Genomic DNA, 12249 nt, shown 5'->3' with positions numbered 1-12249 from the left:
TCAATATCTACATTTACTTAAGCAGAAAAGTTTTTCAAAGCGTCTTAAAAAAGTTTTTCCAGTAAATCTTCATCCGCCTCATTGGCCAGTGTTACCTTTAGCTCCGGGTTCACCTGCATGGCCCGCTCGATGGCAAACCGCGCCGGTTTGTTCCGTGCCCAGCTGCGGCGGGCAATACCGTTGTTTACATCCCAGTGGAGCATGTTGGTCAGCCGGCGTTCGGCATCTGCGCTGCCGTCGATGGTAAGTCCGAAACCGCCGTTAATCACTTCGCCCCAGCCCACACCGCCGCCATTGTGCAGCGATACCCAGGTGGCGCCCCGAAAACTGTCGCCCGCAAAATTTTGCACCGCCATGTCGGCAGTCAGTGCCGAGCCGTCGTAAATATTCGATGTTTCGCGGTAAGGCGAATCGGTTCCTGAAACATCATGATGATCGCGGCCCAGAACCATCGGCGCCGAAATTTCCCCTTTCCGGATAGCATCGTTAAATGCTTTGGCAATCAGCGTCCGTCCGTTGCAGTCGGCATACAGGATGCGTGCCTGCGAGCCTACCACCAGTTTATTTTTTTCGGCTTCGCGAATCCAGTGCACATTGTCGTTCATTTGCTGCTGAATTTCTGCCGGTGCAGCGTCGGCCAATTCTTTCAAAACCATAGCTGCAATTTCGTCTGTCTTTTGCAAATCCTCGGCTTTCCCGGATGTGCACACCCACCGGAAAGGCCCAAAGCCGTAATCGAAAAAGAGCGGTCCCATAATATCCTGCACATACGACGGATAACGGAATTCTCCACCGGGTGCTAAAATTTCGGCACCGGCCCGGCTCGCTTCCAGTAAAAAGGCATTGCCATAATCCCAGAAATACATGCCTTTTTTGGTGAGTTGGTTGATGGCAGCTACCTGGCGTTTCAGCGATTCATGCACTTTTTTCTTGAAAAGTTCAGGATTTGTTGCCATCAACTTGTTCGATTCTTCCAGCGATAATCCTGCCGGGTAATACCCACCGGCAAACGGATTGTGCAGCGAGGTCTGGTCGGACCCCAAATCGACTTTTATATTTTCCTGGGCCAGCTTTTCCCACAAATCCACAATGTTTCCCTGGTAACCCATCGAAACGGCTTCCTTGTTTTTTTGTGCCTGCTGAATTCGTTGAATTAGTTCATTCAAATCGGAATACACTTCGTCCACCCAACCTTGTTGGTGGCGTTTTTTAAGTGCCTGGGGATTGATTTCGGCCACCACGGCCACCAGCCCGGCAATCACGGCCGCTTTGGTTTGCGCGCCCGACATGCCGCCCATTCCGCTCGAAACGAAAAGTTGACCCGCGATTCCGCCCTGGGAGTGGAGCCGTGCGGCGTTCAGCAATGTAATAGTGGTGCCGTGCACGATTCCCTGCGGCCCGATGTACATGTACGAACCGGCAGTCATTTGCCCGTATTGCGTCACGCCCAGCGCGTTGAATTTTTCGTATTCGTCGCGCGATGAATAGTTGGGAACCATCATCCCGTTGGTAACAACAACTCTCGGCGCATCGGGGTGGGAGGGGAACAACCCCAGTGGATGGCCCGAATACATCACCAACGTTTGGTTGTCGGTCATTTCGGCCAGGTATTTCATGGTGAGCCGGTACTGCGCCCAGTTTTGAAAAACAGCGCCGTTTCCGCCGTAAGTTATCAGCTCATGTGGGTGTTGTGCCACTGCATGATCCAAATTGTTCTGAATCATTAACATGATGGATGCCGCCTGTTTCGATTTGGAGGGATATTCATCAATGGGGCGTGCAACCATTTCATAATCGGGCCGGAACCGGTACATGTAAATCCGCCCGTATTTTTCCAGCTCTTCAAGAAATTCGGGTGCCAAAATGGCGTGAAATTTTTCAGGGAAATAGCGAAGTGCATTTTTTATTGCCAGCTTTTTTTCTTCCCGGGTAAGTACATCTTTTCTTTTTGGGGCGTGACTGACACCGGTTTCGTAAGGTTTGGCCGAAGGAAGTTGATCGGGTATTCCTTCCAGTATTGCTTTTTTGAATTCTTCCTGATTCATAATACTTATTTTGGTTTATCTTTTGATAGATGGAATACAGCGGCAAATTAGCGTCTTTCCCCGAATTTTGAGATGATTTTTCACACATTTTGAGGATATTTGTCAGATTATAAAAAAAATGAAGGAATTATGAGAAAATTAATTGTTATAACAATGGCTGTGGTTGCCGGGTTTTTATTTACCGGTTGTGGCTATAATAAAATGGTTGACCTGGAAGAACAGGTCACCTCGCAGTGGTCGCAGGTGGAAAATGTGTACCAGCGTCGTGCCGACCTCATTCCCAATCTTGTTAACACCGTGAAAGGTTATGCTGCACATGAACAGGAAACTCTCGAAGGCGTAATTGAAGCCCGTTCGAAAGCAACTTCTGTAAATGTAAATCCGGAAAACCTGTCGGAACAATCCATCGAGCAATTTAACCAGGCGCAGGAAGGATTGACCTCGGCACTCAGCCGGTTGATGGTGGTAGTGGAACGCTACCCCGATTTGAAAGCCAACCAGAATTTCCTCGATTTACAGGCGCAGCTGGAAGGCACTGAAAACCGGATTGCTGTGGAGCGAAGAAAGTTTAACCAAACTACCCAGGCATACAATGCGTATATCCGAAAATTTCCGCAGGTGATTTATTCCGGGTGGTTCGGTTTTGAGAAAAAAGATTATTTCGAGTCGCAGCAGGGAGCAGACCAGGCACCTGAAGTAGAGTTTTAAAGAGGAGGAAGCATGAGTGTACGAAAGTATTTTTCAGAAAAGGATAAATTACAGATTAAGAACGCGATTCGGGCTGCCGAACTGAATACTTCGGGCGAAGTGAGGGTACACATCGAAAAACATTGCCGCGAGGATGTGCTCGATCGGGCAGCTTATATTTTCAAAAAGCTGGAAATGCATAAAACGGAACTGCGCAACGGCGTTCTGTTTTATCTCGCAGTAGATGATCGTAAATTCGCAATTTTGGGCGATGCCGGAATTAACCAGGAAGTTCCTGATGATTTTTGGGAAGAAATTAAGGAAAAGATGGCCGAAAAATTTAAAGAAGGCTTGTTTGCCGAAGGACTTTCACAGGGAATACGGATGGCCGGCGAACAATTAAAAGCCCATTTCCCGTACCAGGAAGATGACGTGAATGAACTATCAGATGAAATTTCATATGATTAAATTGTTTGTTTTTAAGGTATCATATGGAACTCGCATATACTTCAATCATTCATTTTGGTGTAAATATTTTACATGCTCGTTTCATATGGTTAAAATTGTTTATTTATAATGCCCCATATGTAACTCGTCCGGGTAAACCGGGGCTCGTTTCATTTGGAGAAAAGGAGTAAAAATGAGGAAGTTTTTTGTTTTAACAGTTTTATTGTTTGGATTCGTAATTAGTAATGCTCAAATTCCCGAGCGACCTTCTCCACCACGGTTGGTGAACGATTTTGCAGGTGTTTTGCAACCCGGTGAGAACAACAACCTGGAAGCTACCCTCGAACAGTTTGCCCGGGAAACTTCTACCCGGATTGTGGTGGTAACTGTTGACGACCTTCAGGGATACGACCCTGGCGATTATGCTTTCCGGTTGGGTGAACAGTGGGGAATTGGCCAGCAGGGCAAAGACAACGGGCTGGTTATTTTGGTAAAGCCCAAAAAGGGAAATGAGCGCGGTCAGGTTTTTATTGCCACCGGCTACGGGCTGGAAGGCGTATTGCCTGATGCCATTGTTAACGGCGATATTATCGATACCGAAATGATTCCCCATTTCAGGGAAAATAATTATTACCAGGGATTGGCCAGTGGCATAAGTGTTATTATGGATATCACACAAGGAGAATACACTGCAGAATATTACCGTGAAAATTATGCCAACCAGGGTGGTGGTATTCTTCCTGTGATTATTATTTTCTTCATTTTCTTTGTAATCGCTCCTATTTTAAGCAGGCGAAGAAGAGGTGTTTATTCACCGGGGAAAAGTCTTCCGTTTTGGCTCGCCCTCGGCCTCTTGTCGGGAGGCGGAAGATCACACGGTGGATCGTTCAGTAATTTCTCCTCTGGTGGGGGAGGCTTCGGCGGCGGCGGATTTGGTGGTTTTGGCGGCGGCAGCTTCGGTGGCGGAGGTGCCGGCGGCAGCTGGTAGATTAAAAGTTATAGCTCAGGCCTATCCCCAGCAGCTGTTTTAGCTGAATCCTGCGGCCTTTGGTTCCTTCGTTGTCAACCGGAACCAGAATGTCATGATCGTAAATTAATGTGGATTGAAAATTAGCAGAAAGGAAATCGTTGATTTTCATGTTTAAAGCCAGGTCCCAGTTCACATCAATATTTTCGGGCTGGTCCAGGTAATTTGAAACATCCCAGTAGGTTGTGTCTTGTGGTTCCTGGGCAAAAATCCCCGTCGCCAGGATAATTAGGAGAATAAATATTGATGTTGTCTTCATACTATTAGAATTGTTTATTTATAAGGTATCACTATGTGGGAACCTGCCCGACTTGCTGGTCAGGCGGGCTCGCATCCGCCAGCCGGCGGATAATCATTTGTTTGTGGATAAAACAAAAAAGCGCTGCAAAAATTGCCGCGCTTTTGAGAATATTTTAAGCGTTGGATTTATTCCGCTGCTACTTTGTTAATGTCTTTGTCAACCAAAATGCGACCGCAATATTCGCACACGATAATTTTTTTATGGTTGGCGATGTCCATTTGCCGCTGTGGCGGGATTTTGTTGAAGCAACCACCGCAGGCATCGCGCTGAATGGTAACAACAGAGAGGCCATTGCGTGCATTTTTGCGAATGCGTTTAAATGCTGTGAGCAGCCGTGGCTCAATAAATGATTCAATTTTTTCAGCCTTGGCTTTCAGTTTTTCCTCTTCAATTTTGGTTTCTTCGGTAATTTCGTTCAGCTCGTTTTTCTTCCTTTCGAGGTCTTCTTCACGTTCTTTTAGCAGTGTTTTCGAAGTTTCAACAGCCTCTTTTTTCTCAGCCATTTCAGTGCTGAATTCCTTGATTCTTTTTTCCGAAAGCTCAATTTCGAGGGTCTGGAATTCTATCTCTTTCGAGAGCGAATCAAATTCGCGGTTGTTCCTGACGTTGTTTTGCTGTTCGGTATATTTTTCAATAAGCGCCTGAGAATCCTTTATGGCAATTTTTTTGTTGTTAATAGCCGTGTCGAGGTTTTTAATCTCATCCTCAAGGTTGGTGAGCCTGGTTTTCAAACCGGCTATTTCGTCTTCCAAATCCTGAACCTCGAGCGGAAGTTCGCCGCGCAGTGTTTTAATTTTATCGATTTCTGAAACTACACTTTGCAATTCATACAGCGCGCGTAGTTTTTCTTCAATTGAAATATCTTTTTCTTCTTGCTTTGGAATTGATGCATTCATCGTTTGTCAATCTTTAAATTCAAAATTACTTGTCAAAAATAAAATACCGGGTTGGTTTTTATTTCCGAAAACCGGACTGCAAATTTAGGGAATTTTTTTGTAAGTAGTTCATAAAAAAGTTCTTTAGTGAACTGCTCACTTTCGTAGTGCCCCACATCGGCAATTACGATTTTTTTATCGGCATCAAAAAACTGGTGGTATTTAAAATCTCCTGAAACGAAAAAGTCGGCTCCGGCCGCAATGGCTTTGCCCAGCAGAAAGGAGCCGGCACCCCCGCAAACTGCCACTTTCTGCACTGGTTTTCCTTTAAGGGCGGTGTGTTTTATCACTCCGGCACCGAATGTTTTTTTCAGCGTTGCGAGGAACTCTTTTTCTTCCACCGGTTGGGGCAACGTTCCTGTCATTCCCATTCCCGCTTTTTCGTATGTGTTGTCGAGCGGGTAAATATCGTAAGCCACTTCTTCGTAAGGATGGGCGTTAAACAGCGCGCTTAAAATATTTCCCTGCAGCCACGCCGGGAAGATGGTTTCAAAACGAATTTCTTTTTCGTAGTGAATTTCGCCTTTTTCGCCCACATAAGGGTTGGTTTCCTCGCCTGCCCTGAAACTCCCGGTGCCTTCGAGGTTGTACCCGCAAAAGTCGTATTCGCCAATATTTCCGGCACCGGCTGTAAAAATAGCTTCGCGCACCTTGTCGGCTGCTTCGTGTGGTATAAAAGTCACCAGCTTTTTGAGTTGACCGGTTGCGGGTTGCAACACACGGCAGTTTTCCAGGCCCAATAGTTCACAAATTTTGGAATTCACCCCGCCCCGAACGGCATCGAGGTTGGTGTGGGCTGCAAATAGGGCGATGTCGTTTTTAATGGCTTTCAGCACCGTGCGTTCCACGTAGTTTTTCCCGGTAATTTTTTTCAACCCCGAAAATATGATGGGATGATGCGCCACAATCAAGCCGGCATTTTGCTGAATGGCTTCTTCTACCACTTCTTCAGTTACATCAACAGTTACCAGTGCTTTGGAAACTTCAGCATCCGGATTGCCCACAATCAGGCCGGCATTGTCGTACGATTCCTGCAGTGCCGGTGGGGCAAAACTTTCAAGGTAATTTGTTATCTCTTTTATCTTAACCATTCAATTATTTTTTCCGTTAAAGAATTTATTCTTCCTCCTTCTTAACCTCTCCCCTTTGGGGAGATTGAGAGGGGCTTCCCCCTTGGGGAGACCGAGAGGGGCCCTTTTCTTCCATCTCATCGCGTATGCTGGTCAGTTCTTTTTTTAGCTCCTGCAGCCGTTTCACAATTTCCCAGTTGTTTTGGGTTTCCGCTTTGTTGTCGGCCAGTTTTTGCTGCGCGCCTTTAATGGTCAGGCCGCGTTCTTTCACCAGGTAGTTTATCAGCTTGACCGTTTCAATATCCTCTTTGGTGAAATAACGGGTGCCTTTGGCATTTGTTCGCGGGGCAAGTTCCTTGAAATTGCTTTCCCAGTAACGAATTGACGAGGGGGTGACATCAATCATTTCGGCCACTTCGCCAATGGTGTAATACACTTTTTCTATGTTGGATTTTTTAGCTGGCATTGCTCGTTTTTATTCCCGCCAAGATAAAGAGATTTTCAGATACCCGATAATGCTACGGAAGATTTTTTGGACTGTTAAATCCATTTATACCTTATTCTTTCCCCGCCGACTGGCAGGGAAATGCATGCGGCTCACCAGCTTTCGACGGATAATTCAAGTGGACTCAGCAACGTTCATCAGAGCGATTGTCCCATTAACCAATTTATACCATTTCTTCTCTCCTTCAGGAGAGATGTCCTGCGTAAGGAATGTGGGAGGATTGGACAGAGAGGTCCGAGTGGGACGAGGACGGATTTACCCGGCCAGGGGGTAAAATATCTTACAGCACTCACTTTATGTTTTTCAGCATTTTACTGGTATTTTTATTTATGTTTTCGTAACTTGCTTACCATTAAATTTTTAATCTTTTATCAAAACAGTGAAAATGCTTCAGATACATTGTTCCTTCGCCGCAATTGCAAACCATGCCCCCGGCAAACCAGACAGTGCAAACAATAAAAATAACCCTGCAAAAATTCACGTCCCAAACCCGGGGCACATTATTCATTAAAATCAATTTATCATGAACAAAACGCAGACAAATCACATGCGGATGTTCCTGAACACTCAGGAAATCCTGGATGAGAACACTACATTGTGGAACGGAATTCCCGTTTTACTGGATGTAAAAAACAATTTTGATGAGCTGATTCAGCGCATTGAAGAGACCAATGAAAAAACGCAGCCGGCAAGCAAGGCCGTAACCGCCAGCAAGGCCACGGTGCTGAAAGCCTTGGCGCAAAAGGCGGTATCGCTGGCTGGCGCATTGCAGGCTTATGCGGCAATTACCGGGAACGCGAAACTGGCCGGGGAAGTAAAACTGGTGAAATCGGATTTCGACCGGGCCCGCGAAACCGATGTAGAAGCGCTGGTGGCACCGGTTATCCGCCATGCCCGCGCAGAGCTGGAGAACCTGGCCGATTACGGGGTTGCCGAAGCGATGATTACCGAAGTGGAAACCTCGCTCGACGACTTTAAGGCGCTCATTGGCCAGCCGCGCACCATCCGCAACCAGGCATTTGCCGCAATGAACCTGCTCGAGGAACTGTTCGATACGGCCAACGACCTGCTCAAAAACCGGCTCGACCCGCTGATGATCCGTTTTAAGTATTCCGACACCGAATTCTACAGCAAATACGAGCGGGCCCGGACAATCGTAGATTAACCTGATGCCTTTCATTTTACCCATTGCCGGAATTTTGCCCGGCAATGGGTAATTTATTCCAAAAGTTGTTAAACAATGGCGGCGAACCGTGAAAACCAGTTGAAAAGTGCTGAATTTAGAATGATGAACCCTGAAAAGCAGTTGACAGCCAGTGAAATGAACCGGGCGGGCAGTGAAAACATCTCCGGGAGTAATGAAAACAACCCGGCAACGATTGAAAAGAACCTCACGGGTAGTGAAAAGATGCCGGGCAGGTCTGAAATTAAGTCCGGCAGTAATGAAAACAACTCCGGATGGCGTGAAAAGCACTCCGTGTGCAATTCAAATAACATCCAATCAGGGAGTTACAGCAATAATTTTAATTTTAAAAATTTGCCCGGTGAAATTCTTTGATTTTTGAATACATTTATGAGAATGGAAAAGAATAAAAGTAAGAAACAACAAAACGCTAACCCACCCTATAATAACTTCATATTTTTATCTTATTATTTGGGATTCATTTATAATTTAGCGAGAAATCATTTAACAAAAATGAATCAAAGATTTGAAAGAAATTACACCATACCATGCCAAATTTTTTGCACACGAGTTAACACGGCAACTCCCGGCAAACGATGTGGGTAAATTAACGGCATCGTTGCAGGATGCACAAGTTGATTTAAATCCGCACCAGGTGGAGGCTGCTTTATTTGCATTTAAATCTCCTTTATCTAAAGGGGCCGTTCTTGCAGATGAAGTGGGATTAGGAAAAACAATCGAAGCCGGGATAATACTATCACAACAATGGGCTGAACGCAAAAGAAACCTGTTAATAATTTGCCCCTCTAACTTACGTAAACAATGGAATAGCGAGTTAGCCGACAAGTTTTATTTACCTTCCTCAATTCTTGAAAGCAAGTCGTTTAATAATCTGATTAAAGAAGGTAATCTTAACCCTTTCAGGCAGCAAGACAATATTGTTATTTGCTCATTTCATTTTGCAAAAAACAAAGCATCATATTTACAGAATATAAACTGGGATTTGGTTATCATTGATGAAGCTCACCGGCTTCGCAATGTTTACAAACCGAGTAATAAAATTGGAAATGCAATTAAGGAGGCTTTGGAACATTGCAAGAAGGTTTTGTTAACAGCAACACCTCTCCAAAACTCAATTCTTGAATTATATGGATTGGTTAGTTTAATAGACCCTTATACTTTTGGCGACTTAAAAAGTTTTAAGAGTCAGTACAGTCGTTTGATAGAAGAAGAAAACTTTACTATACTTCGCCAACGTTTGCAGCCAATATGTCGCAGAACTTTACGCCGGCAGGTTTTGGAATATATAAGATATACCCAACGCATACCATTGGTTCAGGAGTATTTTCCGAATGAAGACGAAATGACATTATATAGCTGGGTTTCTGAATATCTTCAACGTCCCCGGTTGTATGCACTCCCGTTTAGTCAGCGCCAATTGATGACGCTCATTTTACGTAAATTGTTGGCTTCATCAACTTATGCAATTTATGGCACGCTGGATGCCTTGGTAAAAAAGCTTGAAAACATTATTGAAAATCATCATTACGATAACGACAATCAGCTTGCTTTGGATTTTGAGACCTATGAAGAAACCCAGGAAGAATGGGCTGGTGATGATGAGGAGGAAGAAGAATTTACTGATGAAGATGAATTCACAGATGAAGAAATAGAACTAATAAAACAAGAGAAAGAAGACTTAGAAATATTTCGGAATTTAGCAGGAGGCATACGTAAAAACTCAAAAGCAGAACAACTTTTCACTGCCCTCGAACGGGGATTTGATGCCTTGAACAAACTGGGTGCCAATCAAAAAGCGTTAATTTTTACTGAATCAAGAAGAACTCAGGATTTTCTTTTTGAATTACTGGAACAGCGTGGATATAAAAACAATGTAGTTCGTTTTAATGGCAGCAACAACGACCCAAAATCGAAAGAATTATACAAGGCATACGTGAAAAAACACAAAAACAAGGATGTGCTTACCGGCTCTTTAACTGCCGATAAACGGGCTGCGATTGTTGAATATTTTAAAGATTCGGCTACGATAATGATTGCTACCGAGGCAGCTGCCGAGGGTATTAACCTGCAATTCTGCTCGTTAGTTATTAATTTTGATTTACCGTGGAACCCCCAACGAATTGAACAGCGAATTGGGCGTTGCCACCGCTATGGCCAAAATTTTGACGTGGTAGTTATTAATTTCTTAAATAAAAAAAATGCAGCCGACCGCAGGGTTTATCAATTGTTAGATGAAAAATTCCGTTTGTTTGATGGTGTATTTGGGGCTTCCGACGAAGTGCTGGGCAGTATTGGCAACGGGGTTGATTTTGAAAAGCGCATTGCTGGAATTTACAACAATTGCCGTACTACTGAAGAAATACAAACAGCATTCGACCAATTACAGGAGGAACTAAAACCGGATATTTCTGAAAAAGTGCAGGGCACCCGAAAGGTATTATTAGAAAATTTCGATGAAGAAGTACGCGAAAAATTACGAAATAATCTAAAAACCAGCCGGGAATATTTAACCCGGTTTGAAGAACGCCTGTGGAAAACAACAAAATTTTATCTGAACAGTACCGCACAATTCGATGACAAAAGCTATTCGTTCTACCTGAAAAAAAATCCCTTCTCAAAAGAAATCATTCACAAGGGACCCTACATGATTTTAAAACCGGAAGAAGGTCAACGGAAATCTGATGTACATGTTCCCGAAGATACAAACATTTACCGTGTTGGACATAAATTGGCAAAACGCATACTTGAAGCGTGTAAAACAATTGAAACACCTTGCAAAGAACTGGTTTTTGATTACACCAATACTCCTACTAAAATTACAGCATTAGAGCCATTCATTGGGAAAACCGGATGGATGCAGGTGAACCATTTAGAAATTGATTCTTTTGAATACGAAGATTATTTGATTGCAGCATGTTTTACAGATAATGGGCAACAAATTGAGAACGAACTGGCACACCGTTTTTTTTCTTTGAATGCTTATGAAGAAAAAAGCTGTTACGTGCCGGAAGAACTATCCTCAAGGCTCGAAGAAGTTCTTTTTGCAGAAAAACAAACTGTAACAGAAAACAATGCCGACCGGAACAAAGAATTTTTTGATACCGAAATGGACAAACTCGACCAGTGGGCTGATGATATGAAAATAAGCCTCGATAAAGAAATAAAAGACCTCGATGCTGAAATAAAATTACGCAAGTCGGAAGCAAAAAAAATGCTTAACCTTGAAGCTAAAGTAAAAGCACAACGTGAAATCAAAGAACTGGAAAAAAGGCGAAGCGAAAAAAGGCAGCATCTTTTTGAAGCTCAGGACGCAATCGACGAGAAAATGGAAGTACTGTTAACAGAAATAGAACAACGCTTAAAACAAAATATTCGAATCTCTGAACTATTTACTATTCGATGGAGAATGATTTAATTTACACGCAAACAGCATATAAACAATGGCAAAAAATAAACTGCAAAAATTAGAACTCACCTGGATTGGTAAGGGCGAAGAACCAAAACTCGAACCCCGAATCCTTATTGAAAATCCTGAATACAGCTACGGCGACCCCAATAGTGAAAACATGCTGATACATGGCGATAATTTACTTGCATTAAAAGCGTTGGAGCATGAATATGCAGGAAAAGTGAAATGTATTTATATCGACCCACCTTACAATACTGGAGCCGCATTTGAGCATTACGAAGATAATTTAGAACATTCTATCTGGTTGGATTTAATGAAGCAAAGGTTAACTCTCTTACATAGGCTTTTAGCCAAAGATGGGTTTATATGTGCTCATATAGATGATAGTGAAGGTCATTATTTAAAAGTACTTATGGATGAAGTATTTGGTCGTTCAAATTACTTAACTACATTTTATGTTAGAGTAAGATATCCAGATAAAACTTTGAAACAGGATATGAATTTTCATAAGGAAATTGAACATATTCATATTTACAGAAAACAATTTGGTGCAAAACCTAACCTGAAGCAATCTGCAGCAAATTTTGATAAATTTATTTTATCGGTTAAAAAACTTGAA

12 protein-coding genes are annotated in these 12249 nt (G+C 43.4%); 7 read left to right on the top strand and 5 right to left on the bottom strand.

Going from position 1 to position 12249, the window contains the following annotated elements; translation table 11 throughout:
- Positions 1-44: 44 nt before the first annotated feature.
- The gene (locus ACTCNA_RS06435; protein ID WP_462947080.1) at positions 45-2045 is read right to left on the bottom strand and encodes a urocanate hydratase; all 2001 of its coding nucleotides are present in this window, start codon (positions 2043-2045) and stop codon (positions 45-47) included.
- 129 nt (positions 2046-2174) lie between these two features.
- Here ACTCNA_RS06435 and ACTCNA_RS06430 point away from each other — a divergent pair, with 129 nt between their 5' ends.
- The 3 genes from ACTCNA_RS06430 to ACTCNA_RS06420 all read left to right on the top strand — a co-directional run bounded on the left by ACTCNA_RS06430 (position 2175) and on the right by ACTCNA_RS06420 (position 4167).
- A complete protein-coding gene (locus ACTCNA_RS06430; protein WP_462947079.1) occupies positions 2175-2753 on the top strand; it encodes a LemA family protein in 579 nt (192 codons plus the stop codon).
- 12 nt (positions 2754-2765) lie between these two features.
- Entirely contained in the window at positions 2766-3200 is a 435-nt protein-coding gene (locus ACTCNA_RS06425) for a TPM domain-containing protein (protein WP_462947078.1), read from the top strand.
- Between the two features lie 172 nt (positions 3201-3372).
- The gene (locus ACTCNA_RS06420; protein ID WP_462947077.1) at positions 3373-4167 is read left to right on the top strand and encodes a TPM domain-containing protein; all 795 of its coding nucleotides are present in this window, start codon (positions 3373-3375) and stop codon (positions 4165-4167) included.
- Position 4168: 1 nt separating this feature from the next.
- Here ACTCNA_RS06420 and ACTCNA_RS06415 read toward each other — a convergent pair whose 3' ends face one another.
- The 4 genes from ACTCNA_RS06415 to ACTCNA_RS06400 form a co-directional block, all read right to left on the bottom strand.
- Positions 4169-4465 (bottom strand): hypothetical protein, encoded by a 297-nt coding sequence (locus tag ACTCNA_RS06415; protein WP_462947076.1) that lies wholly within the window; start codon positions 4463-4465, stop codon positions 4169-4171.
- A 167-nt stretch (positions 4466-4632) separates the two neighbouring features.
- A complete protein-coding gene (locus tag ACTCNA_RS06410; protein ID WP_462947075.1) occupies positions 4633-5403 on the bottom strand; it encodes a zinc ribbon domain-containing protein in 771 nt (256 codons plus the stop codon).
- Positions 5404-5435: 32 nt separating this feature from the next.
- Positions 5436-6533, bottom strand: coding sequence for a Nif3-like dinuclear metal center hexameric protein (locus ACTCNA_RS06405; protein ID WP_462947074.1), 1098 nt, complete (start codon positions 6531-6533; stop codon positions 5436-5438).
- 25 nt (positions 6534-6558) lie between these two features.
- On the bottom strand, positions 6559-6978 hold the full coding sequence (locus ACTCNA_RS06400) for a MerR family transcriptional regulator (RefSeq protein WP_462947073.1): 420 nt from the start codon (positions 6976-6978) through the stop codon (positions 6559-6561).
- A 562-nt stretch (positions 6979-7540) separates the two neighbouring features.
- On the opposite strand from ACTCNA_RS06400, the gene ACTCNA_RS06395 reads away from it, so the two are divergent.
- The 4 genes from ACTCNA_RS06395 to ACTCNA_RS06380 all read left to right on the top strand — a co-directional run.
- Complete coding sequence (locus ACTCNA_RS06395; RefSeq protein WP_462947072.1) at positions 7541-8182, top strand: hypothetical protein; 642 nt, start codon at positions 7541-7543, stop codon at positions 8180-8182.
- Positions 8183-8257: 75 nt separating this feature from the next.
- Complete coding sequence (locus ACTCNA_RS06390; protein WP_462947071.1) at positions 8258-8575, top strand: hypothetical protein; 318 nt, start codon at positions 8258-8260, stop codon at positions 8573-8575.
- A gap of 151 nt (positions 8576-8726) precedes the next feature.
- The gene (locus tag ACTCNA_RS06385) at positions 8727-11636 is read left to right on the top strand and encodes an SNF2-related protein (protein ID WP_462947070.1); all 2910 of its coding nucleotides are present in this window, start codon (positions 8727-8729) and stop codon (positions 11634-11636) included.
- A gap of 25 nt (positions 11637-11661) precedes the next feature.
- The coding region (locus ACTCNA_RS06380; protein WP_462947069.1) for a DNA methyltransferase at positions 11662-12249 on the top strand (588 nt) is incomplete at its 3' end.

The organism is Tangfeifania sp. (assembly GCF_055108615.1).
This window is presented reverse-complemented; position numbering and strand designations above follow the sequence as displayed.